The sequence below is a fragment of the Pseudomonas oryzihabitans NBRC 102199 genome, from assembly GCF_000730625.1.
Classification (GTDB): Bacteria; Pseudomonadota; Gammaproteobacteria; order Pseudomonadales; family Pseudomonadaceae; genus Chryseomonas; species Chryseomonas oryzihabitans.
In genome coordinates this window covers 84273-108007 of record NZ_BBIT01000017.1, presented here as the reverse complement: position 1 = coordinate 108007, position 23735 = coordinate 84273, and the positions used below count along the sequence as shown (strand labels likewise).

At 66.1% G+C, this 23735-nt stretch carries 25 protein-coding genes; 13 read left to right on the top strand and 12 right to left on the bottom strand.

The annotated features are described in order from the left end of the window. Nucleotides 1–168: 168 nt before the first annotated feature. Entirely contained in the window at nt 169–1542 is a 1374-nt protein-coding gene (gene dbpA, locus POR01S_RS18445) for an ATP-dependent RNA helicase DbpA (RefSeq protein ID WP_007161026.1), read from the bottom strand. A gap of 127 nt (nt 1543–1669) precedes the next feature. Between dbpA and POR01S_RS18440 the strand changes: the two genes are divergently transcribed. Then, nucleotides 1670–2302 carry a glutathione S-transferase family protein gene (locus POR01S_RS18440; protein WP_042137532.1) on the top strand — a complete coding sequence of 211 codons (633 nt, stop codon included), beginning with the start codon at nt 1670–1672 and terminating at the stop codon, nt 2300–2302. Between the two features lie 6 nt (nt 2303–2308). On the opposite strand, the gene POR01S_RS18435 is transcribed toward POR01S_RS18440, so the two are convergent. After that, nucleotides 2309–3409, bottom strand: coding sequence for a catalase family protein (locus POR01S_RS18435; protein WP_042137530.1), 1101 nt, complete (start codon nt 3407–3409; stop codon nt 2309–2311). A gap of 177 nt (nt 3410–3586) precedes the next feature. Between POR01S_RS18435 and POR01S_RS23865 the strand changes: the two genes are divergently transcribed. Continuing rightward, entirely contained in the window at nt 3587–3730 is a 144-nt protein-coding gene (locus POR01S_RS23865) for a hypothetical protein (protein ID WP_169742430.1), read from the top strand. Between the two features lie 120 nt (nt 3731–3850). Further along, nucleotides 3851–4690, top strand: coding sequence for a DUF6502 family protein (locus POR01S_RS18430; protein WP_007161030.1), 840 nt, complete (start codon nt 3851–3853; stop codon nt 4688–4690). On the opposite strand, the gene POR01S_RS18425 is transcribed toward POR01S_RS18430, so the two are convergent. Genes POR01S_RS18425 through POR01S_RS18400 form a run of 6 tightly spaced genes read right to left on the bottom strand, consistent with a single transcriptional unit; the run spans nt 4687 to nt 11133 of the window. Then, the gene (locus POR01S_RS18425; RefSeq protein WP_081875237.1) at nt 4687–5139 is read right to left on the bottom strand and encodes a type IV pilin protein; all 453 of its coding nucleotides are present in this window, start codon (nt 5137–5139) and stop codon (nt 4687–4689) included. The genes POR01S_RS18430 and POR01S_RS18425 overlap by 4 nt on opposite strands. 7 nt (nt 5140–5146) lie before the next feature. Beyond that, on the bottom strand, nt 5147–8710 hold the full coding sequence (locus POR01S_RS18420; RefSeq protein WP_255211840.1) for a pilus assembly protein: 3564 nt from the start codon (nt 8708–8710) through the stop codon (nt 5147–5149). Then, the gene (locus POR01S_RS24100; RefSeq protein WP_275941134.1) at nt 8707–9258 is read right to left on the bottom strand and encodes a pilus assembly PilX family protein; all 552 of its coding nucleotides are present in this window, start codon (nt 9256–9258) and stop codon (nt 8707–8709) included. Before POR01S_RS24100 ends, POR01S_RS18420 begins: the two co-directional genes overlap by 4 nt. A 35-nt stretch (nt 9259–9293) precedes the next feature. Then, entirely contained in the window at nt 9294–10034 is a 741-nt protein-coding gene (locus POR01S_RS18410; RefSeq protein WP_042137524.1) for a PilW family protein, read from the bottom strand. Continuing rightward, a complete protein-coding gene (pilV, locus tag POR01S_RS18405; RefSeq protein WP_042137522.1) occupies nt 10031–10636 on the bottom strand; it encodes a type IV pilus modification protein PilV in 606 nt (201 codons plus the stop codon). The genes POR01S_RS18410 and pilV overlap by 4 nt, the downstream gene beginning before the upstream one ends. Next, nucleotides 10627–11133, bottom strand: a complete 507-nt coding sequence (locus tag POR01S_RS18400) for a GspH/FimT family pseudopilin (protein WP_042137520.1) — start codon at nt 11131–11133, stop codon at nt 10627–10629. The genes pilV and POR01S_RS18400 overlap by 10 nt, the downstream gene beginning before the upstream one ends. 748 nt (nt 11134–11881) lie before the next feature. Between POR01S_RS18400 and POR01S_RS18395 the strand changes: the two genes are divergently transcribed. Beyond that, a complete protein-coding gene (locus POR01S_RS18395) occupies nt 11882–12565 on the top strand; it encodes a class I SAM-dependent methyltransferase (protein WP_042137518.1) in 684 nt (227 codons plus the stop codon). Nucleotides 12566–12568: 3 nt separating this feature from the next. Here POR01S_RS18395 and POR01S_RS18390 read toward each other — a convergent pair whose 3' ends face one another. Continuing rightward, nucleotides 12569–13549 carry a DUF6515 family protein gene (locus POR01S_RS18390; protein WP_042137516.1) on the bottom strand — a complete coding sequence of 327 codons (981 nt, stop codon included), beginning with the start codon at nt 13547–13549 and terminating at the stop codon, nt 12569–12571. Between the two features lie 293 nt (nt 13550–13842). Here POR01S_RS18390 and proP point away from each other — a divergent pair, with 293 nt between their 5' ends. Continuing rightward, entirely contained in the window at nt 13843–15294 is a 1452-nt protein-coding gene (gene proP / locus POR01S_RS18385; RefSeq protein WP_027599979.1) for a glycine betaine/L-proline transporter ProP, read from the top strand. Between the two features lie 535 nt (nt 15295–15829). After that, the gene (locus tag POR01S_RS18380; protein ID WP_042137513.1) at nt 15830–16309 is read left to right on the top strand and encodes an Lrp/AsnC family transcriptional regulator; all 480 of its coding nucleotides are present in this window, start codon (nt 15830–15832) and stop codon (nt 16307–16309) included. Here the strand turns inward: POR01S_RS18380 and POR01S_RS18375 are convergent. Both POR01S_RS18375 and POR01S_RS18370 read right to left on the bottom strand, forming a co-directional pair. Beyond that, nucleotides 16283–17134, bottom strand: coding sequence for a Brp/Blh family beta-carotene 15,15'-dioxygenase (locus POR01S_RS18375; protein WP_042137511.1), 852 nt, complete (start codon nt 17132–17134; stop codon nt 16283–16285). The two genes, POR01S_RS18380 and POR01S_RS18375, sit on opposite strands and share 27 nt — an antisense overlap. A 2-nt stretch (nt 17135–17136) precedes the next feature. Then, nucleotides 17137–17829 (bottom strand): bacteriorhodopsin, encoded by a 693-nt coding sequence (locus POR01S_RS18370; RefSeq protein ID WP_042137509.1) that lies wholly within the window; start codon nt 17827–17829, stop codon nt 17137–17139. A gap of 218 nt (nt 17830–18047) precedes the next feature. Here POR01S_RS18370 and POR01S_RS18365 point away from each other — a divergent pair, with 218 nt between their 5' ends. Continuing rightward, nucleotides 18048–18440, top strand: a complete 393-nt coding sequence (locus POR01S_RS18365; RefSeq protein ID WP_042137508.1) for a globin domain-containing protein — start codon at nt 18048–18050, stop codon at nt 18438–18440. Nucleotides 18441–18640: 200 nt separating this feature from the next. After that, entirely contained in the window at nt 18641–19048 is a 408-nt protein-coding gene (locus POR01S_RS18360; protein WP_042137506.1) for a hypothetical protein, read from the top strand. A 31-nt stretch (nt 19049–19079) separates the two neighbouring features. Here POR01S_RS18360 and POR01S_RS18355 read toward each other — a convergent pair whose 3' ends face one another. Next, nucleotides 19080–19970, bottom strand: a complete 891-nt coding sequence (locus tag POR01S_RS18355; RefSeq protein WP_042137504.1) for a LysR substrate-binding domain-containing protein — start codon at nt 19968–19970, stop codon at nt 19080–19082. Nucleotides 19971–20077: 107 nt separating this feature from the next. On the opposite strand from POR01S_RS18355, the gene POR01S_RS18350 reads away from it, so the two are divergent. The 5 genes from POR01S_RS18350 (at nt 20078) to POR01S_RS18330 (ending at nt 23727) form a co-directional block, all read left to right on the top strand. Beyond that, complete coding sequence (locus POR01S_RS18350; protein WP_027599973.1) at nt 20078–21355, top strand: MFS transporter; 1278 nt, start codon at nt 20078–20080, stop codon at nt 21353–21355. A 367-nt stretch (nt 21356–21722) separates the two neighbouring features. Continuing rightward, entirely contained in the window at nt 21723–22445 is a 723-nt protein-coding gene (locus POR01S_RS18345) for a beta-ketoacyl synthase chain length factor (RefSeq protein ID WP_042137537.1), read from the top strand. Continuing rightward, entirely contained in the window at nt 22442–23209 is a 768-nt protein-coding gene (locus POR01S_RS18340; RefSeq protein WP_042137502.1) for a lysophospholipid acyltransferase family protein, read from the top strand. The genes POR01S_RS18345 and POR01S_RS18340 overlap by 4 nt, the downstream gene beginning before the upstream one ends. After that, nucleotides 23202–23462 (top strand): phosphopantetheine-binding protein, encoded by a 261-nt coding sequence (locus tag POR01S_RS18335; protein ID WP_027599970.1) that lies wholly within the window; start codon nt 23202–23204, stop codon nt 23460–23462. The genes POR01S_RS18340 and POR01S_RS18335 overlap by 8 nt, the downstream gene beginning before the upstream one ends. 10 nt (nt 23463–23472) lie before the next feature. Beyond that, nucleotides 23473–23727 carry an acyl carrier protein gene (locus POR01S_RS18330; RefSeq protein ID WP_027599969.1) on the top strand — a complete coding sequence of 85 codons (255 nt, stop codon included), beginning with the start codon at nt 23473–23475 and terminating at the stop codon, nt 23725–23727. The last annotated feature ends 8 nt before the right edge of the window (nt 23728–23735 follow it).

Genomic DNA, 23735 nt, shown 5'->3' with positions numbered 1-23735 from the left:
ACCACACACCTGAGACAGGCCTATCGCTGATGACGGCCATGCCGGTGCGCCGTAGCGACTGCTCCTACAGATCGGTTTGATACCTGTAGGAGCGGCCCATGGCCGCGATAAGGCAAATACCGTCAGGCGCGGGTCGTCAGAGCCACAATGCCCGTAGCCAAATCCGCCCTACAGCATCCGCACCTTGATCGACCGCCCCTTGATCTTGCCCTCGCTCAGCCGCTGCAGCGCCTGGCGGGCAATATCGCGCTCCACGGCGACATAGGCCTGGTTGTCGAACAGGGTGATCTTGCCGATCTTGGCGCCGGGCAGGCCGGCGTCGCCGGTCAGGGCGCCGAGGATGTCGCCGGGGCGCAGCTTGTCCTTCTTGCCGGCCGCCAGGGCCAGGGTATGCATGGCCGGTACCAGCGGTTCCGGGGTGTCGCGCAGGGCGCCGAGGGGCTGCCAGTCCAGCGGCGAGCCCTGCTGCACCTCGATGGCCTGGGCGCGGCTGGCCTCGGCCGGCGCCACCAGCGACAGCGCCAGGCCCTGCTCACCTGCCCGACCGCTGCGGCCGATGCGGTGCACGTGCACCGCCGGATCGCGGGACAGCTCCACGTTGATCACGGCCTCCAGGCCGGCGACGTCGATGCCGCGGGCCGCCACGTCGGTGGCCACCAGCACGCAGAGACTGCGGTTGGCGAACATCGCCAGCACCTGGTCGCGCTCGCGCTGCTCCAGATCGCCATGCAGGGCGGCCGCGGAGATGCGCTGGGCATGCAGCGCCTCGACCACCTCCTGGCACTGCTGGCGGGTCTGGCAGAAGGCCACGGCGCTGGCCGGGCGATGATGCCGGAGCAGGCGCACCACGGCGGCCAGGCGATCCTGGGCGGCGATCTCGTAGAAGCGCTGGCGAATCTGCGTCTCGCTGTGCTGACTCTCGACGCTGATGCGCAGCGGCGCCCGCAGATAGTCCTGGGCCAGGCGCTCGATGCCTTCCGGATAGGTCGCCGAGAACAGCAGCGTCTGCCGCCGTGCCGGCGTCTGGCTGAGGATGTCGGCGATGGCGTCGATGAAGCCCATGTCGAGCATGCGATCGGCTTCGTCGAGCACCGCGACGTTGAGGCCGTCCAGCACCAGGGTGCCCTTGCGCAGGTGCTCCTGCACCCGCCCCGGGGTGCCGACGATCACCTGGGCGCCATGCTCCAGGGAAGCGATCTGCGGACCCAGCGGCATGCCGCCACAAAGGGTCAGGATCTTCATGTTGGGCGTGGTGCGCGCCAGGCGACGCAGTTCGCGGGCCACCTGGTCCGCCAGTTCGCGGGTCGGACAGAGCACCAGCGCCTGACAGCCGAAATAGCGCGGATTGAGTCCCGTCAGCAAGCCGATGCCAAAGGCCGCCGTCTTGCCCGAACCGGTCTTGGCCTGGGCGATGAGGTCCTGGCCCTTGAGGATGATGGGCAGGCTGGCCGCCTGGATGGGCGTCATGCTCAGGTAGCCGAGTTCGGCCAGATTGGCCTGCATGGCCTCGGCCAGCGGCAGGGAATCGAAGGATGAGGGCACGGGAGTCCTGTGAAACGGCTGGTAAAGGTTTACCAGTTTAGCAGAAGGGTACCGGCTCTCCTGCGAATGGACGCTGGATGAGGGCCTACCTATGCTAAGGGGTACGACAACTCAAGGAAGCTTCACCATGTTCGACCGGCCTGTGCTCTATACCCATCCCATGTCGCGCGGACGCATCGTGCGCTGGCTGCTGGAGGAGCTCGGACAACCCTACGAGGTGCAACGGGTCGACTACGGGCCGGCGATGAAATCCCCGGCCTATCGCGCCATCAACCCCATGGGCAAGGTGCCGGCGCTGCGCCATGGCGCCGCCGTGGTGACCGAGACCGCCGCCATCTGCGCCTATCTCGCCGACGCCTTTCCCGCCGCGGGGCTCGCGCCTCCACTGAGCGATCCGGCGCGCGGTGCCTACTACCGCTGGCTGTTCTTCGCTGCCGGTCCGCTGGAGGCGGCCACCACCAACCAGGCGCTGGGCGTCGTCCTGCCCGAGGATCCGCAGAAGCGCGGCGCGGTGGGCTATGGCAGCCTCGCCGAGGTGCTCGACACCCTCGACACCGCCCTGGCCCCCGGTGAATACCTGGTGGACGACCGCTTCACCGCCGCCGACGTCTATGTCGGTGCCCATCTCGCCTGGGGCATGGCCTTCGGCACCATCGAAAAGCGTCCGCACTTCGAGCGCTATGTCGCCGGGCTGGTGTCCCGCCCAGCGGCGGTACGCGCTCGCGAACTCGACGACGCCGAGCTCGCCACGCTCAACTGAGCCGCGTTACAGCTCCACCGGTCCGCGCGGATGGTGCAACGGGCAGCCGTTGCGCTCGCTGCGAAACTGCGACGACATCTCGTAGGCCGGTTGCCGCGATCTCATGATGCCGCCCAGCGGGCGGTGCGCAGCCAGACCATGCCAGGGGCTGAACACCATGCCATCGTCCACTTCGCGCGAGCGCGCCTCGTTCCAGGCCGGCTGCGGCTGCACCTCCAGGCGCGCCACGGTCACATAGGGACTGAGGTCTTCCGGCCAGACCACCGAGGCGTCCTCGATAGGTGTCTGCTCGATATCGACGCCCAGCTGCACGCGGATCTCCCAGACGCCGCCGTGCCGGGCGAAATGGGCATTGACCGCCTCGCGCAGGCCGTCGGGCTTGCCGTTGACCTCGACCGGCGCGTCGGTCAGAGCGGTCAGCTCGGGCGCCACCGGGACCACGCTGAGCTTGGCGAAATAGGGGCCGTAGAGAAAGGGCACCATGGTGTAGAAGGTTTCGCCGAGCGGATGGGTCTCTGGGTGGCCACCCAGGCTCTTCAGCGTCGGACTCTCGCCGCCAAAGGCTTCCACCACCTTCTCGGTGCCGCGCAGCACCGCTGACGCCACCTTCTTCAGGCCCTCACCGCGGTCGGTGGTCTTGGCCAGCAGCTTGAGCGTCTTGAGAAAGGTCTTGGGATCCGGCGCGGTAAAGGCCGGGGCGTTCTGCATGACGAAATCCTGGGTCACCTGGCCTTCGCTGCCGGGCAGGCGCTCGCCCGGCACGTCGATCAGCTTGAGCGCCAGACCCCGCGGGGTGGAAACGCTGTCAGCCAGGATGTCGCCCGGATTGGTCGAGAATCTCAATACCGCGGCATAGTTGCCCGGCACGGCGAAGGCGCCCTGGGCATAGGCCGGCGGCAGGCCGTCCAGCACCCGCACCTGGCCGGTGAGCAGACCGTGACTCTTGGCGTGCACGCTGCGGATGGCATGGCCGCCATTGGCGTAGGTGGTCTCGGTAATGTCTTTCATGGCCGCGACCATCTCGCGAACGGTTTCGGCTTCATCATCCGGCACCTGTTCGAAGGCGGGTTGGAACGGCAGCGGATGGACAGCGGTGAGCGTGGTCATCACGGGACTCCTCGGGCGCCGTCATTCGGATGAGACGGTCAACCGATAGACCGCTATCGCGCTAACGAAGTTCGAGCACTGGCCACCCGGCCGACACGAGGTCACTGTCGACAGCCGCTCGGGAACGGCCCCGCCCAGAGGGGTTCGATATCTCCACACCCACCCCGGAGAGCCACCATGAGCGACGCCAACCAGAAGACCTACGACAATCCCAGCAACACCCCGCCGCCCGAAGAGCTGCCCTATGCGGACATGGAGCCGGAAGAGTTTCCGGACGATCCGGACGTGGCCGGCGAGACCGAATCGGGCACTCCTGGCTAGCCATGCCCTGACCCGCGGACGACAGCCTGAGCGGCGTCCGCGACACTTTGTGACCGGCCGGTTTGACTGGGGCCCAAGGCGCCGCGAAGATGGGCAGGCGTCTGCCGTGTCGAGTCCCCCATGCTTTCCACCAAGGTACCCTTGCTTCTGCGTAGCCTGATCGGTCGGCTGGTGCGTATCGCCATCGCCTCCGGCGTGACCTACCAGACCTTCGATCGCCTGCTGCGCCAGACCTACTTCGAGGTCGCCCAGGATTTCGAACCGCTGCGCGACAAGCCCAATTCCGACAGCCGCATCTCGGTGCTGACCGGCCTGCCGCGCCGCGAGGTCCGAGCCCTGCGCGAGGCCAGCCCGGAACGTACGCCCTGCACGCCCAGCCTGGAATGGCAGGTGCTCAGCGCCTGGACCTCACGACTGGATCTGCTCGATGCCGAGGGCAATCTGCGCCCCCTCCCCCGCACTCAGCGCCGTGGCGGCGAACAGAGTTTCGACGCCCTGGTCGCCAGCGTCGGCAGCGACGTGCGCGCCCGCACCGTGCTGGATGAATGGCTGCGCAAGGGTTACGCCCGCCTCGACGAGGAAGACCGGGTGGTGCTCACCCCCCGCTCGCTGCTGCGCGGCACCGAGAGCCAGGAAGGCGCAGGGCGGCTGCTGGCCCATTTCACCGGCGACCTGCTGGCCGGCTTCGAGCGCCTCTACCTGCAGGACCGCGCCGCGCCGGACTTCACCTTTCACGTGGTCTACGGCCACAACCTGACCGAGGATTCCACGCTCAGCCTCTATCGCACCGCCTACGACGAATCCATGCACCTGCTCAACCGCCTCAACCGCCTGGTGGTCGAACACGAAGCCCGCGACGCCGGCAAGGCCGACGCCACCCAGCGGGTCACCCTGGGCTTCGGCGGCTATCGCGTGGAACAGGACAGGGATGCCGGCCTGGTACAGGGACGGGAGGATTAGCGCCAGCAGTTGGTGGCGTTGCCGGAACCCTTGATCCCTTTCACGCCCTGGGCATTGAGGGTGAGATCACCACACAGGGTATCGCGGGTCTGGGTACCACTGCGGGTAGCGGTCAGCAGATAGGGACCATTGCTGGTGTAGTCCGCACTGTTGGCAGCATAGGTAGCGATGCTCAACTGGTAGTAGCCACTGGTCGAGGTCACCGTCTGGCTGCCCGCTGGCGTCCTGTTGTTGACGATGTTCAGATTGGCCACGCTGGTCGGATAGGCATTGTTCTGCGCATAGAAGCGCTCCATCCGCGCCGCCGCTTCGTTGAGCAGGGCCTGCCCCTCGCTGCGGTTGGAGCGCAGCACATAGTTCTGATAGCTGGGATAGGCGATGGCCGCCAGGATGCCGACGATCGCCACGACGATCATCAGCTCGATCAGGGTAAAGCCTCGTGCTCGCATCGCTACCTCAGGGATCGGGATTCTGATTGGAGAAGGTGCGCCAGGTCTGCCGCTCGGATGGCTTGGCTAACGGCACGCCCCCAATGCCACCTCCACCGCCGCCACCTCCTTGTGACCCATCGTTGCCGCCCGGCAGGAGGGTACCGCCCACACTGATAGGACCATCGCCATACACATAGGCGTTCAGTCCGCTGAGCAGTCCGGCCATCTGCAGACGGGCGTAGCGGAGCTGGCTGCCCAGTTGCAGGTGATCGGTCCCGCCACCCGTGTAGGGATCCACTGCATAAAGATAGGTAACGGCACCCGAATCGCAAGGATTGTCATTGGGCACCAGCGCTGCAGCGAGCAGGGTATCGGCCAGGTAGAGCGGCTTGGTGACGATCATCTCCCCCGTCGACGGCAGATTGAGGTACCAGCCGTACTTGCCGGTCCTGTTGCTGTCGCCGTACCAGTCCACCGCATTGGTGCTCAGGGTATTGGCCGTCGTGGTGATCGAAACCTGGGCCGTACTGGTATAGGTGAGTTGAGTGTCACTGCCCAGGGTCTGCACTTGCAGATTGGCCGTGGTCAGGGTCGGGGTGCTGTCAGCAGCCTTGCCTGCGGTCTGGCGATCCCAGATGCCATACAGGCTCATGGCCTTGCCGGTGACGGCGGTGGCGTCGCCGGTCTCCAGGTATTTGCCGGTGCCAAAGATCAGCAGATGGCCGATCCCCGAGGGATGCCGCAGCAGGCGTGGGGCCGCGGTGATGGCCTGGACCTGGTTGGCGTCGCCGCTGGTGTAGCGGGACGCCCGGGCGCGATACAGGGGCGCACCACCAAAGGCGACCTTGAAAGCACTCGCGCTGGCATTGGCCTTGAGCTCGCTGCCGATCAGGTCGAAGCGCCAGAGATTGCCGTGCAGGTCGCCCGCGTAAACGTAGTCGGCAACCAGATCGCCATCGACATCGGCCACCGTCGGTGCAGCCAAGCCATTGGGGGTGGTCAGGCCATCGTTGGGCTCGGGCGCGAGCGCGACGAGGCGCTTGCCGGTCATCACATCCAGCGCATAGAGCACCGCCTTGTCGTTGGCGCCGTTGTAGCCATTGGCCAGTAGCACTGCCCAGCTGCCGGTATGCAGTCGGGCAACTACCGGCTGGCTGTAGGTCAGGCCCAACTCGCCCAAATCCGCATCATTGGCGCTGCGCTCCCAAAGTAACTTGGGATGGTCGGGATCGGTAATCTCGAGAGCAAACACTGCCCTGCCACCGCCACGCAGGGTACCGATCAGTACGGTGTGCCATTCTCCATCGTAGACATCCTGCACCACGGGCGCGCCATCGACATAGAATTGATGGGTACTGCCGGTATAACTCGGATCGGTAAGCTTGTAGAGATTGGGGATGACCGCACTGGGGACGAAGGCGAAGGCCTCGTCGCCATTGTCGTCGAAGGCATGCAGCATGCCGTCGTTGGCACCGACGTAGATCCGCGTGGCCCGCTTGGCCCATTTCTGCTGGAAGGCGCTGTAGCTGCCGGCAGCGCCGAGCGCATTCATCCTGGCAGCGGGACTGCTGGGTGTACTGACCAGCGCCGGTGTCGAATCGATGATGTCGCCGAGCAGATGGTTGCGGATGCGCAGGGCCGGCGTGGCCGTCTGGCTTTCCTTGCTGCGATCGCCACGCAGGTAATTGACCCGCGCCTCACTATAGCTGTCGCGGGTACCGTTGGCGTTGCGGTTCAGCATCGTCTTCTGGTCGTCGCTAAGGTTGCCCCACAGGAACGGCTGCAGCGCACCGTCGATGTTCATGTACATCTTGCGCCCAGTGTAATTACCCGCGCCATAAGCCGCATCCAGACGACTCTGGGCACTCCAGACCTTGGTGGTGCTCGTCGAGGTCCGCAGGTACTTGGCAAGATCGCCGCTCCAGTCGCTGCTGGAGAAACTGGGCACATAGCTGTAGTTGGAGCTCTGGGTGCTGTCCAGCAGCGGTGACGAGGCCTGGCCGGCGCTGGCCGTATTGGTCTGGGCGATACGATTGACCACCTGATTCAGGGAATCGACCAGGCCATTGGCATCGTCGGCGCTGAAGAAGTCGCCGCGGGAGTTGATCGCCGCGTGCCAGAGGTCGTAGACGTTGTTGTCACTGTCGCTGCTGGCGGCGGGCCAACTCATGGTCGGGCTGTAGCCGCCGGCGAAGGTGCTGCCGCCCCAGGCCGGATTGGTCAGTGACGAACTCAGACCAAAGCCGACGGTATAGGTGACCAGATGCTGCCAGGTCGCCGGATCGTTCTTGGGATTCCAATACTGGGTATCGGTGTTGCTGCTGGCGTCGCGGATATAGGGCGAAAGCTGATTCGGGATTCCCGGCTGGGCATCGGTCGCCCAGTACTTGAACGCCAGGTCGGCCAGGGTGTTGCTCGCGCTGTCGGTGAAAGGCGCTCGCGGCGAGTACTGGGTGCCATCCGGAAGCCTCTGACCACTGCCATCCACGTTACCGGCACCGATGTTGTCCGAGTTCCACTTACCGTCGGTCATCATGATCTGATAACTCGGGCGGCAGGCATATTCGGGACTCTGGGTCGCCCCGGGGTCCTTGGCGTAGGGAGCGTCCTTGCCGCTGGTCTGCAGGAAACGTCCAGCACGATCCAGGGCGCTGCGCAGCGGCGTGCCGGTATTGAAGTTGATATCGCCCAGCCAGCGGAAGAAGTTGGCCCGCGCCTGGCCATCGAAGGTGCGCAGCTGATTGCTGCCGCGGTAGCTGATGCCTGAGCAATCGGTGCCGGAGTTCAGGGTGGTGCAGTTGCTCAGGTCCTGCCAGGTCAGCCGCACCGAGCTGGAAAATTGCGAGAAGGCCAGATTGGCCGACGACTGCATGCTCAGGGCGCGATTGCGATAGAAGGCATACCAGATGGCGAAGTTCTGCCGATCCGCCGCCGAGGTGGGATTCACCAGGGTGTAGCAGTTGTCGTCCCAGGTCCTGCAGCTGGAATTGTCGCTGTTGAATCGGTAGTAATAGGCCGGCACCCCGGTCTCGGTTCTATTGCTCCATCGGTCGGAGAAGTCCGCTGCGGGATTTTCTGCCAGGTAATAGATGACCCCAGTATTTCCGCCATAATTGGTCCCGGCGTTGTAATTCGTGTCCTGGCCGCGAGCGGTGTCGTATTCCCAGGCGACGCGATAGTCCCGGCTCAGATCCACGGTGCCGGCCCCGGGTCGGAAGCCGTTCACGTACACCCGGGTGAAATCGAAGCCGGTGCCGCTGCTGACCGGATAGTCCGAGGTCGTCAGAACCCCATTGCTGAAGGTGACCTTCTTCGGCACGGCGTAGCTCACCGCCGGGTTGTAGTAGAGCGCATTGAAGGCCGCCGACTTGACCCGCCGCGTGGTGCGCAGGCCATTGGCGCTGTAGCCCAGCGAATCCGGAATGAAACCCCACTTCATGCTGTTGGAGTTGTCCAGCGTCACGATGATATTGGGGTCGACGCCGGTACTGAGGAACAGCGGTTGCTGGCCGATGTTCAGATTGCTCGCGCCGGCGCTGACGGAAGCAAGCAGCGTGGTTAGCAGCGCCAGACGGGATGAAAGGTTCATGGCACCTCCAGCTTGACGATGCTTTGTAGAATGACCGGGAAGCGCGCGCCACCGCTGCGAGCCACGGCAGTAACTCGGTAGTAGTAGGTGCTGTCGTAGAGTTCGGCGCTGGCATTACCCATGGCGGTCACCACCCAACGCGGCGCCAGGCGATAGCGGGATTGACCATCGAAGCCGCGATAACCCACGGAGTTCTCCGCCGGTGCATCGCTCAGGGTCTGCAGCGCGGTCTGGGCCCACGCCTGCACCTTGGCCTGGGTGTCGAGGTCCTTGCTGTCGCTGAGGATGCATAGATTCTCGACGGTGGCCGCCAGGGCATTCGCACTGGTCGTGCAGGAGTCGAAGCCACCGCTGGCATTGCCGAAGGCGAGGGTCCCCCGCAGAGTACTCAGCCGCCGTTCGGCTTCACGCAGCGCCGATTCGGCGGCGTTGTAGGCGCGTTTCTGTTCGGAGACATTGCCACCCACCCGGTTCTGCAGGGTGGTCTCGCGCATGCTGGTAACGGCCAGCAGGGTGAGCAGCAGGAGCATGACCAGGGCGATCAGCAAGACAGCGCCCCCTTGGTGCCGGGGTGAACGGGACTTCATGGCATCAGATTCCGCAAGGTGACGCTGCCCTGGACGATCTGCAGCACCTGGGTGCTGGCGCCCGCGGGCAGTTCGCGACCGGTCAGGGGCTTCCAGTTGTCGGCCATGGCGTTGGCCATGCCCTCGGTGGGTACGGCGCGACTGGAAAACAGCGCGGCATAGCGCACCGCCTGGCTCGCCTGGCTGGGCGTGGGCAGCTTGAACCAGACGAAATCCGCCAGGCCAGCGACGATGACCTGGGCCGGCTTGCCCTGGGCGCTGCATTGCAGGGTGCCGCGGCCAAGGGCGCCAGCGGGATCGGCGACGTAGCTGATACGGGTCAGCACCTCGGTGCCGTTGCCATTGGTGTCTTCGGCGATGGGATTTCCGAGGCAGTCGCTGTCCCTGCCCTTGGACTCGCCCTGGTAGCGCAGGCACAGCCCGGTCTTGTCGTCGGTCAGGGCGATGACCTGACCGCTGTTCATCGCCGGGCAGCCATTGGCAGCGGGACGCGCGGCAAAGGCGGTCTCCAGGGTCGTCTGCTGGGTCGGATTGGCCCGGAAGCCCGCACGCGCCAGTTGCTGGTCGAGCAGCAGCAGGGCGGTCCGGCCGTTTTCCTCGTTGCTGACCTGGCCTTCCTGGAACAGCGCGTGTCGCTTGTTGTTCAGGTACAGCTGGGTCACCGCCAGGATGAGAAAGCTGCTCAGGGTCAGGGCTACCATCAGTTCGATGATGGACAGGCCGCGCTGCGCTCTCATAACGCGCCCCTCAGGGTGTAGAAGCACAGGCCGCCACTGCAGCCGGCGCTGTTGCCGGTATTGTCCTGCCAGGCGAGGACGATCATGACCATGGAGGCATCGGGTGACACGCAGGCATCGGGGTCCGCATAGGGCGCGGCGCTGCCCACCTCCGGCGGCTGGCGCGTCGGGCATACCGCGAAATTGGCCTTGAGGATGGCATCGCTGACCGGCAGCAGCGTCCGCACCTGTTGCAGCCAGCAGGTGAGATCCTTGCCGGCGATGGCCTCCCCGCCCTGACCGCGATCGAGGGTGGCGCAGGAGCCATCGGCCGCCTCCAGGGCCCGGGTGGTGAAGTCCTCACCGACCGGCTTGGCATAGGGGCTGTCGATGCTGAATCGACCCTTGCCGTCCAGCGCGGCCCCGGCATTGCTGCGCATCAGCTCCAGCAGGTCGCCGGCCAGCATGATGGCGTTGTTGCGCTGGATGGCATCCTGGGACAGCACCAGACTGCGCGACTGCAGCGCCACCAGTCCCAGCACGCCGATGCAGATGATCACCAGGCTGACCAGCACCTCGATCAGGCTGAAGCCTGCCTGGGAAGACTCGCGACTCAACTGCATCCGGTGCTCACCGATGTCGGTGTGAAGTCGGCCACTTCGGTATGGCCACCCTGGGTGACGGTAAGGACCTTGCCCGGGGTGCTCCTGTCGTTGGTGGCGCAGAGCCGGATGGTGAAGGCACTCGCCAGGGTACCGTTGGGCCTGAAGGTCAGGCGCGTGGCGGTCCCGGTGCTGTTGAGGCCGCTGGGCGCCAGGCCGGCGCCCTCGAAGGTCCTCAGGGTTTCCACGCCCCCGGTCACGGTACTGCTGGCAGTGGTGACCTTGAGCGCCCCGGACCAGTTATTGATACCGGGTGCCTCGACACTGACGTTGAGACCTCGGGTCAGGGCTTCGCTCCGGGCATAGATGAGCAGATTAGTCAGCTCATTCGTGGCGACGAGGACGCGATTGGCTCTTGTCAGGGCGCCAAATCCAGGTGTTGCGATGGACACCAGGATCGCCACCAGCGCCATGACTATGAGCAATTCGGTAAGAGTGAAGCCCGCAGCCTTCTGCATGCCAGGTCTGCCTCGTGGGTAACGATGTGGGGATGATGCTGCGCCAAGGCGGACTGAAAATCAGTAATAGCGGGATATTCGGCCATCCTGGAGGGATGACTGGAGGGGACCGGCACGAGCGAAACGGAAGCCTGCAGCACGGCAGATTACTTTGCAAAATGTAAGTAAAGTCAGCTATCGATATGCTACCTAATCATCTGTTGCCAGCCCGCATGCTCTGAAATGCGGGTTTTGATCGGCTGACGCCCTGGCAAAGGTCAGACTCTGAAAGGCGATGGCCTAGGGGCTGCTGACCATCGCCTTTCCATCCTCCCCTGTCTGCCTCCCGCCGCTTCCGGCGTTCTGCTCGTCAGCTCCTGTCCGAAGCGGTGCCAAGAAGAGTATCGCTGGGCATCTGGGCAAATCCATTAATTGAACGAACAAACAATAAACTGCCATTCAAATTGAAAGAACGAACAATCAAAAACAATTAGAACTACCAACTTCTCATTCAAGCCAGATAACGCCCGACACAACTAGCCAAACACCGTGCGATTGTTCTAAAACAGTAAAGATCCTATCTGGAGCAGCCGTCACGCCTCGCTTGCAGCTCTTGGACGCAAAGACGAAAGAGCCACTTCCAATCCGCACGACGAAATAGCGAAGCGCCTGCTTCCATCGACGGGCCGCAACTCTTCACCCTCGGACGCCGCGCCGAGTTGGCGCCGTAACGCCTCTGCTTTCATCTACCGACAATGACAAGGCCGCTATGCACGACTCGAAGAAAATCGATTATTCGCTGAATACCGCCGACACTTCCGCACCGCACTCCGCGCTGGACAATGCCGCCATCATTTCCGCCTACCGGCGCTGGGCCAATGTCTATGATCGGGTGTTCGGCGGCGTTTCCGCCCCCGGTCGCAAGCGCGCGGTGGCGGCGGTCAACGCCCTGGCGGGTACCCGGGTGCTGGAAGTGGGCGTCGGGACTGGGCTGGCCCTGCCACACTATGGCGCCGACAAGCGCGTCACCGGGATCGATCTCTCGCCCGACATGCTGGCCAAGGCCCGGGAGCGGGTCATTCGCGACGACATCACCACGGTGGATGCCCTGCTCGAAGCCAATGCCGAGGAAACCGGCCTACCCACCGGCTCCTTCGATATCGCCGTGGCCATGTTCGTAGCCTCCGTGGTGCCCAATCCGCGCAAGCTGATGCAGGAGATGCGCCGGGTGGTGAAGCCGGGAGGTCACCTCTTGCTGGTCAATCACTTCCAGGCCGAGAGCGGCCTGCGGCTGCTGGCGGAAAAGGCCTTGGCACCGGCCTCGCGCAAGCTCGGCTGGCATCCGGACTTCGCCATGGACTCCATCCTCTCCCGCGAAGACCTGCGCCGCGCCCGTCGCAGCAGCGTGCCGCCCTGCGGACTGTTCACCCTGGTGCAGCTGACCAACGACTGATCGCTACTCCACGCGATAGCCACGCCCCGCCAGGCAGGCCGCCAGCGCCTGGCGAAAGCGCGGGGTGAGGTAGGGATCGCCGACCGCGCCGGGTCGTTCGGGATCGAAGCCCGACTCCCCGGCGGCGTAGCGCCGGCAGTCGTAGCGATCCGTGGCGTAGCGCTGCGGCGACTGCCCCTGCATAGGATAGGCGGTGACGTCATAGGCGTCGTAGTCCGTTCCGGCAGGCGCTGCCGTCGTGGCCGGCACGGCCGCCACGGTGGGATCGGCGACGGTGACGAAGCCGCCGCCCGGATCGGTGCGGTAATAGCTGCCCGCGGCGAAGTAGTAGGTGGTGCCGCCCATCCACAGGGTCTCGGCGAAGGCCGGCAGGACGCTGACCCGTACCCCGGTCGGTGGCAGGGTCACCACATAGCGCGGCCCCTGGGGTCGATACCAGTAGCCATCGGCATAGTAGTACTGGCTGTCGCGGTACCAGACGCGGGTGAAGCCGGCCGGCACGCCCGGCACCTCGAAGCCCGGACGCCACTGGGGATTGGTGCCCCAGCCCGGACGCGGACCGGCCCACTGGGGATCCCGCTCCGGACGCGGTGGCGGCGGCGGCGGGTAGTTCCGCCCCGGTTGATCGGGCGCCGGCATCATATATCCCGGGCGCGGCAAGGGAACGGGGCGATCCTGCCAGGCCGGCTGATAGCCCGGCCGCGGTGGCGGGGGGTCGTTGCGCTCCCAGCGCTCCAGCGCCGGACCATTGCCGCGTCCAGGACCGTCGCCACGCCCGGGCGGCCCCCCATTCCAGTCACCCTGGCCACCGCCCTGCCAGCGCCCGGCGTTGCCGGCGGGGGCGATCGGCGGCGGCTGGGCGCCGGCTGGCGGGGTCACGTAGCCGCCGCCGAGGCGATAGTTGTTATCGGCCCAGGCGGGCGCGGCGCTCCACAGGGAAACGCCGGAAAGGACGAGCGCACACAGCACGGCAGGCGATTTCATCGCACGGCTCCACGAGGGGATGACCCAGAGTACCCCAAGGCTTGGACCCTGCCCCAGCCTGGCCGTCAGCCGCGCGCCCCTCTGCCATCGAACGGCCGCCACAGACTGCCGAGGGCAAGCCGGGAAACGCGGAGGCCGCAAGGGCGGAGCGGACGCCCGGGCCTGGAATCTCCCAAGGCCGCGCAGGCATTCCCGGCTCGCTCCCTGGAGGCGGCGGGGAAGTTTCTGCCCCTCTGTCATCGCACTTCTAGCGGTCCGCTCGGGTCTATGGCCCCACGCAAGGAGGAAAACACATGTCGAAACACCATCATCACGTTGGCTGGTTCAAGCGCCGCCATGAGGTAAAACCGGACGACCTCACCATCGTCGATAATTCTCTGGTCAAGCGCGCCGTCGGCGCCGCCGCCCTCGGCAACGCCATGGAATGGTTCGACTTCGGCGTCTACGGCTACCTGGCCGTGACCCTGGGCAAGGTCTTCTTTCCCGATGGCGATGCCGCCGCCCAGCTGATTGCCACCTTCGCCACCTTTACCGTGGCCTTCCTGGTCCGGCCGATCGGCGGCATGGTCTTTGGCCCCCTGGGCGACAAGTACGGTCGCCAGAAGGTGCTGGCCCTGACCATGATCATGATGGCCCTGGGTACCTTCAGCATCGGCCTGATTCCCAGCTACGAGAGCATCGGCATCTGGGCACCGGCCCTGCTGTTGCTGGCGCGCGTGGTACAGGGCTTCTCCACCGGGGGTGAATACGGCGGCGCGGCGACCTTCATCGCCGAATACGCCACCGACAAGACCCGCGGGCGCATGGGCAGCTGGCTGGAGTTCGGCACCCTGGCCGGCTATATCGCCGGCGCGGGAACGGTCACGGCGCTCACCGCGGCCCTGACCCAGGAACAGCTGCTCGACTGGGGTTGGCGGGTTCCCTTCTTTATCGCCGGCCCGCTCGGCCTGCTCGGCCTCTATATGCGCCTCAAGCTGGAAGAGACCCCGGCGTTCAAGGCCCACACCGAAGCCAACGAAGGCAAGGCCGCGGACGGTCCGGCGCACAGTCTGCGCGAGCTGTTCACCCTGCATCGCGTCGCCCTGCTCAAGTGCATCGGCCTGGTGCTGGTGTTCAACGTCACCGACTACATGCTGCTGACCTACATGCCCAGCTACCTGGCCGTGACCATGGGCTACGCCGAGACCAAGGGGCTGCTGCTGATCCTCATCGTCATGGTGGTGATGATGCCGCTCAACATTCTCGGCGGCTTCTTCAGCGACCGCCTGGGCCGCAAGCCGATGATCATCGGCGCCTGTCTGGCGATCCTGGTCCTGGCGATTCCCTGCCTCAAACTGATCGGCAGCGGCCACGACTGGCTGATCTTCCTCGGCCTGATGCTCTTGGGCGTGGCCCTGGCCTGCTTTACCAGCACCATGCCGTCCACCCTGCCGGCGCTGTTCTACACCCCGATCCGCTACAGCGCCCTGTCCATCGCCTTCAACATCTCGGTGTCGCTGTTCGGAGGCACCACCCCGCTGGTCACTGCCTGGCTGGTGGAAAAGACCGGCGACCCCCTGGTGCCGGCCTACTACCTGATGGCGGCGGCCGTGATCGGCATCCTGACCATGCTCACCGTGCGCGAAACCGCCGGCAAACCCCTGCGCGGCTCGCCGCCCTCGGTGGCCAGCGAAGAGGAAGCCAAGGAATACCTCGCCAGCGACGCACCCCTGACCGTGGACAAGCAGCCGCCTGGGCAGGCGTAAGCCTGAAGGTCTGCTCGCCGCCATGGCGGTCCGCCGAGGCGGCCGCTCCTACAAGCCTGGACTTTTGTAGGAGCGGCCCATGGCCGCGATCGAATAGCCTCCAAAGCAGCGGCAGCCATGGCCGCGATGCTCTTCCCACCCAACCTCCCCCAGACGCCCCCTCTCCCTCTGGGAGAGGGCCGGGGTGAGGGTAAGCCCAACGCCAAAACTTCCGCCCAAAAGAAAAGGGGAGACCTTGCGGCCTCCCCTTGAATTCGTTGTCCTCTCGCACCGCTCGTGACGGTGGCTGCGATCGACCAGGAATGGTGACCTGGGCGGGCCCGGGCGCGGCGGACGGGATACCGTCGTTGGCGATGCGAAAGGCCCTCCTGGGGCGCCTTCGTTGGACAGCTCTACCGGGCTATCGAAGTTGAGTTCAGCTTACGCCCCTGCTGCCAGCAGCGGGTTGCGTTGTGCAGCTTCTTTCCCACCTCTTGCGCAATCCCTGGCCATAAACCTAGCATTAGGCGCAATCGGCTAGCGCAAGGCACACAAAATGGACAAACTCGATCGCTTCGATCTGAAAATCTTGGCAGAACTGCAGCGCGACGCGCGCCTCTCCAACCAGGAACTGGCCGAGCGCATCGGCCTATCGCCCTCACCCTGCTCGCGACGGGTCAAGCAGCTGGAAGACAGTGGCTACATCACCTGCCAGGTCGCCCTGCTGGATCGCAAGAAGCTCGGGCTGTCGCTGACCGCCTTCGTGCTGATCGGCATGGACAGGCACACCCCCGAGCGCTTCGAGAATTTCCAGGGGATCATCGCCCAGTGTCCCGAGGTGCTGGAGTGCTGCCTGGTCACCGGCATGGATGCGGATTATCAGCTCAAGGTGGTGGTGCCCGACATGGAGCACTATCAGCAACTGCTGCTGGGTACCCTGACGCGCATCGAGGGGGTCTCCAGCGTGCGCTCGAGTTTCGTGCTCAACCAGATCCTGGCCAGCACCGAGCTACCGCTCAACCATCTGCGGCCCTGAGCGCGGTGCGGCCTCGGCACCCGGGGCGAGAAAGCGCGGCAGCACCAGCATGTGGGGTACGGCGAAGGCCGCCAGCACGGCGAACAGCGCCCGGATGCCGGTGCGCTCCTGCAGCACGAAGAGCAGGCCACCGGCCAGGGTGAAGACGGCCGCGCCCAGCAGGATCGGCCAGGTCAGCCACAGATAGGCCGTGAAGGTAGGCGCCCCCAGCAGCCGCTGGCGTACCCCGGTCTGGGGTGCGGCATGCAGCAGGTAGAAGCCCAGGGCGAAACCGACCAGAGGCGGCGCCAGCACCACGGCCAGCAGCGTGGCCGCCAGCCAGGGACAGCGGCGCTGCCAGGCGGCCAGCAGCAGCACCGGCAATGCCAGCGTCCCAGCCAGGACCAGCAGCCTGGCCAGCCACTCGGCCAACGCCGGAGCGGCATCCGGCCCCATGGCCAGCGCCAGTAGCCGGGCCACGGCCGTCTCGTGCAGCACCGCCGGACCACCCACGATGAACAGTCCCAGCGCCAGAGCACTCAGCCGATCGGCGAGGAGTTCGTCTTCATGGGCGAAATGCCAGATCGACAACAGCAGGAACAGCGGCAGCGCCAGCGTCCCCGCCAGTTGCCAGCAGAGCAGGCAGGCCAGAGCCGTCGCCAGGTAGCTGCCAAGAAAGGCGAGGCGCCGTGCGGAAGCGACCAGGCGTAGATCGCTTGCGCCATGCAGGAGCCCCAGCCCCAGGCCCACCAGCAGCGCGAAGGCCAGCTGCCCTGCCCCACCCGCCAGGCTGGCGAGCCCGGCGGCCGGCAGCAACAGCCATCCGCCGCGCCCGATGGCCGTCATGCTCAGACGCCAGACCGCGCCAGGGCCGCCTTGAGATTGCGCTCCGAGGTGAAGGCGTAAACCACCTTGGCCAGCACATCGAGAATCAGGAAGACCCAGACCGTGGCCGAGTCACTCACCGCCCAGACACCCTCGGGTCCCACGGCGAAGACCACCGGGTAGATCAGCCAGAGCACACTGAGAAAGCCGACGTTCTTGCGATAGGCCGCACCGATGGCGGCATGCTGCCCGGCCAGGGTCGCCAGCGGCTTCCACAGCAGATAGAGCACCCCGACGAAGGCGGCGCAGGACCAGGCGAAGAACACCCACTTGATGGTGCCGTAGGGGGCCAGGGAGGCGACCAGACCGGTCACGATCATCACCACGTCGAGAGTCACGATGGAGGCCACGAAACCGGCCTGGCCTTCCTGCTCGCGGGCACCCAGATAAGCCGAACTCACCACCCCGGCCAGCAGCAGCGGCGTGGTGAAGGTCCAGTCCAGGTAGCGGGCGACATAGGTGATGCTGCCGTCCGGCTTGATCAGGTTGCCGACCCCCAGATACATGGCCAGATAGGCCGTGGCGGCGATGAAGGGCACGGCGGCATGGACCAGGGTGTGGCCACGCAGCGGACCGCGGTGGGCGCCCTTGGCATAGATGGCCAGGGAGGCGAGCGACATGATGACGAAGCCGATTAGCAGAGGGGTCGGACTCATGGGGTTCTCCAGGGGGATAATAGGTGCGCCGCGACGGACCAGGCCCTCTGGAGTAGGGGTTTCTCGGCGATCGCTGCGCTTAAGGTAGAGAAGCCGCCTTGTGAAATGGTTCAAAATGTTTCAGAGAGTCGCGAAGCGTCCTCCTCTTGATGGGAATCAAGACGACCTCGGCATCGCTTGGGCAGGCTGCGCCGTTTCGTGCCCAACCAGGAATCCGCATGCTGCCGGCCCAGAACGTGATGCTGAGCTACGGACGCTGCTGCGCCAGCCCCGCCTTCTTCGATGACTTCTACCAGCGCTTCCTGGCCAGTTCGCCCCGGGTGCAGGAGAAATTCGCCCACACCGACATGGCCGCGCAAAAGCTGCTGCTGCGCCACGGCATCATGAATCTGGTGCTGGTCGCCCGCGGCATGCCCGCCACCCGGCTGCGCCAGCTCGGCGAAAGCCATTGCCGCGCACGGCTGGACATCGACGCCGAACTCTACGGCCTCTGGGTCGACTGCCTGCTTGCCACCCTGGCCGAGCACGATGCCGACTTCTCTGCAGCGCTGCGCCAGGAATGGCGGGACGTGCTGGAGACAGGGATCGCGGTGATGCGCAGCTACTACTGAGCGGACTGGGCCCTGTTGGGCTGCGCTGCGCTCAACCTACGCCCCACCTGCACCGTACTCGCCCCAAACACCCCCTCTCCCTCAGGGAGAGGGCCGGGGTGAGGGCAAACCCAAGCGTCTGGATTTGGACAAGGCACCAGGAACCGCTGCAATCTTCCTGCTCTATCCTTCCCTCCTGACCAGCAACCGGAGGCCCAGCCGTGCGCAAGATCGTCCAGATTCAGGTACTGCCTGCCGATGCGGAATCGGCGTCCAACCGGCTTTGCGCTCTTTGCGACGACGGTTCGCTGTGGTTGTGGGCTTCTCAGGCTGCCGACGGCTGGCAACCGCTGCCGCCGATCCCTGCTGCCTCTCCCGATGCGGTCGCCGATACGGTCAACAAACCCGCCCAGGCGGGCGCCCGGTGGACAGCCGAAGACGACACCCAGCTCGCGCAACTCTGGTACGAGGCCCAACTGGATGTCGCCCGTATCGCCGCACAGGTCCAGCGCAGCGAGGGCGCCATCGTGTCGCGGCTGGTCAAGCTCGACTTCTTCGCCTCGAGCGAAGACGCCCGTGCCGCCAATCGCCTGCGCCGCAAGAAGCCGGCCGACTCGACACCGGACTAGGGCGAGCAAAGCGCCTGGTCGGGCAAGGCCACTACTGCGCTGCGCTCATCAACAACCCCACAAACGCCTCCGCCTGCGGCGACACCTCGTCCCGGCGCCTGAGCAACCACACCGCCGAGGTCGCCTCCGGGTCGTCCAGCTCGCGATACACCAGCCCCTCCATCTGGGTGCGCTGGTAGGTGGCGGGCAGCACGGTGACGCCGAGGCCGGCGGCGACCAGGCCGAGGATGATGAGGACTTCGCTGGCCTCCTGGACGATGCGCGGGGTGAAGCCGGCGCGGGCGGCGAGGCTGTGGAGCTGTTGGTAGAGGCCGGTGCCGAAGCTGCGCGGGAAGTAGACGAAGGGCTCGTCGGCGAGCGCAGCCAGGGACAGCGGGCCGCTGCCCTGCTGCGCCAGGGGATGGTCGTGGCGCAGGGCGACCACCAGGGGTTCGCGGAAGAGTTCGACCGCCACCAGGGCGTCGGGCAACTCGATGGGGCGGATCAGGCCGATCTGCAGGTTGCCGGCGAGCATGGCGTCGATCTGTTCGCGACTGCTCATCTCCTGCAGTTGCAGGCGCACCTCGGGATAGGCGCGGCGGTAGGCGAACAGCGTCTTGGGGATGGTGGCGACGAAGGGCGAGGAGGCGCTGAAGCCCACCTGCAATTGCCCGGTCTCGCCGCGGCCGGCGCGACGGACCCGTTCGGCGGCGCGCTCGCTGGCCAGGAGGATCTGCCGGGCCTCGTCGAGAAACAGCCGGCCGGCCTCGGTCAGGGCGACGCGTCGATTGGTGCGTTCCAGCAGGCGGGTGCCCAGTTCGCTTTCCAGGGCCTGGATCTGCTGGCTGAGCGGTGGCTGGGAGATGTTCAGGCGCTCGGCGGCGCGGCCGAAGTGCAGCTCTTCAGCCACCGCCACGAAGTACCTCAGGTGGCGCAATTCCATACGTCTTCCATTGAGTCGTAGAACCTATCAATCGAGACGGACAATATATTGGATATATGGCAGCCACCAGCCTAGGGTGGTGAGATCAGACCTGTCCTGAGGTACCCGTGAACACGTCCCGGTCGTCCGCCACGCCATCCACCCCCACCTTGGCCACCCTGCCCGCCGCCAACGAAGCCCACCACGAACCGGACGTCTTCATCGAGAAGGGCACGCCGCAGTTCCTGCGCACCGCCCTGGCGCTGTTCTGCGGCGGCTTCGCCACCTTCGCCCTGCTCTATTGCGTGCAGCCGCTGATGCCGATCTTTTCCCAGGCCTTCGGCCTCACCGCCGCGGCCAGCAGTCTGTCGCTGTCCCTGGCCACCGGGTTGATGGCCTGCGGCCTGCTGGTGACCGGGCCGATCTCCGATGCCATCGGGCGCAAGTCGGTGATGGTCTATGCGCTGTTCGCTGCGGGCGCCTTCACCCTGCTCAGCGCCCTGATGCCCACCTGGGACGGCATCCTGGTGACCCGTGCGCTGGTCGGGCTGTCGCTGGCCGGGGTGGCGGCGGTGGCCATGACCTACCTGGCCGAGGAGGTGCACCCCGAGCACCTGGGCTATGCCATGGGCCTCTATATCAGTGGCAATGCCCTGGGCGGGATGTCCGGCCGGGTGATCAGCGGGGTGCTGGTGGACTTCGTCTCCTGGCGCATCGCCCTCGGCGCCCTGGGGGTGCTGGCGCTGGTGGCGGCGCTGCTGTTCAAGCGCAGCCTGCCAGCGTCGAAACGCTTCCAGCCACGGCCGCTGCGACCGCGCAGCCTGCTCGCCGGCTATGCCCTGCACTTTCGCGACGCCGGCCTGCCCTGGCTGTTCCTGGAGGCCTTCCTGCTGATGGGCGCCTTCGTCACCCTGTTCAACTACATCGCCTATCGCCTGCTGGCCGAGCCCTATCATCTCAGCCAGGCCTGGATCGGCGTCCTCTCGCTGGTCTATCTCGCCGGTATCTACAGCTCGGCCAAGTTCGGCAGCCTGGCCGATCGCTTCGGTCGGCGACAGGTCTTCGCCGCGGCCATCGTGCTCAAGCTCGGCGGCCTGCTGCTGACCCTGTTCACCCCGCTGTGGCTGGTACTGCCGGGGATGCTGCTGTTCACCTTCGGCTTCTTCGGCGCCCACTCGGTGGCCAGCAGCTGGGTGGGCCGCCGGGCGCGCCAGGCGCGAGGCCAGGCGTCGTCGCTCTATCTGTTCAGCTACTACGCCGGTTCCAGCGTGGCCGGGACCCTGGGCGGCTTCTGCTGGCACCTGGGTGGCTGGACCGGGGTCGGCCTGTTCATCGGCGCCCTGCTGCTGGCGGCCCTGGCCGTGGCGATTCGGCTGTCGCGATTGCAGCCGCTGCCGGCGGCCTGATCGCGGGCCGCGGCGGCTCCAGGCAGGAGGAAATTCCCCTGGAGCCGCCGGGAAGGCCCTGATCGCGATAACCTTCAGCGACAGCTTCGCCTTTACCTTCATTCCTGTCCCGCGAATCGGGGTTGGCGCTGCCGCTCGTCGCACGGAGCGGCGTTTCATTCCCTGAAAAGGGGCTCTCTACCTCCCGCCACGCTAGCCTGTCTCTGGCTTGGCGGCGCGACTGTCACCCCTTCGCAAAGTTCAGACAAATGTTTGCCTAGGGTGGGAGCCGCTTGGATAATGCGCGCCGAACGCTGCAATACCCTGCTCATCAGGGATAGATGAAACGGCAAGCACGTAAGGCTCCGGGGTAGATTCGGCTGTGAACATGCACTTCCAGATTAGCGATTGGCGCGCCTGGGCACCTGGTCTTGGCGACCAGGACGCCTGGCGGCAGTGGTGCGCCGCGCCCTGGCGTCCGGCGGACGACGGCAGCCAGCCCGATGCCAGCTTCCTGCCGGCCATGCAGCGGCGCCGCCTGAGCAGGCTGGCGCGCATGACCTTCCAGGTCGCCTGGCCGCTGGCCGACGCCCATGGCGAGCCGCTGCCGCTGATCTTCGCCTCGCGCCATGGCGAGACCCCGCGCACCCTGGCCATTCTCCAGGAGCTGGCCCGCGGCGAGCCGCTCTCGCCGACTCAGTTCAGCCTCTCGGTGCACAACGCCATCATCGGCCAGTGGTCGATCCTGCGCGGCGACCACAGCGAGATGAACGCCCTGGCCACCGGTCGCGACGGCCTCGAACACGCCGTACTGGAGGCCTGCACCCTGCTCGCCGAAGGCGCCAGTGGCGTGCTGGTGGTGATCGCCGAGGAGGCCCCGCCGACCCTCTATGCCCCCCAGATCGACGACGTCCCCTTTCCCTATGCCGTGGGCCTGCTGCTGACCCCGGGCGGCAGCCATGGCCTGAGCGGCGTGCCGGCTCCGGCGGAGGCCGCGCCCAGCGCCTGGCCCCATGCCCTGGAGTTGCTGCGCCTGCTGGAAGCGCCGGGCGCCCTGCACCTCGCCTATGCCGGGCGCGCCTGGCACTGGCAGGCGGAGGCCCGCGGATGAGCGGCCGCCTGGACTACGGCTACCGCCTGCTGGCCACGGGGCTCAACTTCGTGGTGTTCGGCTGCGGCGCCCTGGTCTTTCGCCTGCTGATCCTGCCGCTACTGCTGGTGCTGCCGGGCGATCCCCTGCGCCGCCGCCAGCGCGCGCGGCGGGCCAATGCCCGGCTGTTCCGCTTCTTCGTCGCCTTCATGGTGCTGACCCGGGTGATGAATCTGCGCATCCAGGGCCGCGAGCGCCTGGGGCGTCCGGGCCAGCTGATCATCGCCAACCATCCCTCGCTGATCGATGTGGTGGTGCTCATCGGCCTGGTGCCGGACGCCAACTGCGTGGTCAAGCAGGGCCTCTGGCAGAACCCCTATCTCAAGCGGCAGATCCAGGCCGCCGGCTACATCAGCAACAACGGCAGCGCCGAGATGCTCGACGAAGCCGCCGACGCCCTGCGCGACGGCCAGACGCTGATCATCTTTCCCGAGGGCACCCGCACCACCCCGGGCGAGCCGCCGCGCTTCCACCGCGGCGCCGCCGCCATCGCCCTGCGCGGCGCCCGCTGCATCACCCCGGTGATCATCCGCGTGGTGCCCAGCACCCTGACCAAGGCCACGCCCTGGTATCGCATTCCCGCGCGGCGCTTCGACTTCCAGCTGGACGTCGGCGCCGACATCGATCCCTCCACCTTCGCCGGGCGGCCATTGCCGCTGGCGTCGCGTGAACTCAACGACCAGCTGCACCAGCTCTACCTGAAGGAAACCGGCAACCATGACTGATCTCAATCTCGAGCTCAAAGGCCTGATCATCGAGGCGCTCGGCCTCGAGGACGTCACCGTCGACGACATCGGCGACGACCAGATCCTGTTCGGCGACGGCCTGGGTCTGGATTCGGTGGACGCCCTGGAGCTGGGCCTGGCGATCCAGAAGCGCTACGGCATCCGCATCGACGCCGAAGCCAAGGACACCCGCACCCATTTCGCCAGCGTCAACGCCCTTGCGGCCTTTGTCGCCGCCCAGCGCGCCGCCTGAGGAGATCGCCATGCAAAGCCGTGAAGCCATCTTCGAGACCCTGCGCAGCGCCCTGGTCGAACTCTTCGAACTGGAGCCCGAGCGGGTGACCCTGGAGGCCAACCTCTACGAGGACCTGGAGATCGACAGCATCGACGCCGTCGACCTGATCGACCACCTGCGCCGCCAGACCGGCCACAAGATCGCCGCCGAGCAATTCCGCCAGGTGCGCACCGTGGGCGACGTGGTCGAGGCCGTCCATCGCATCAGCCAGGCGGACGCCTGATCCGCCGC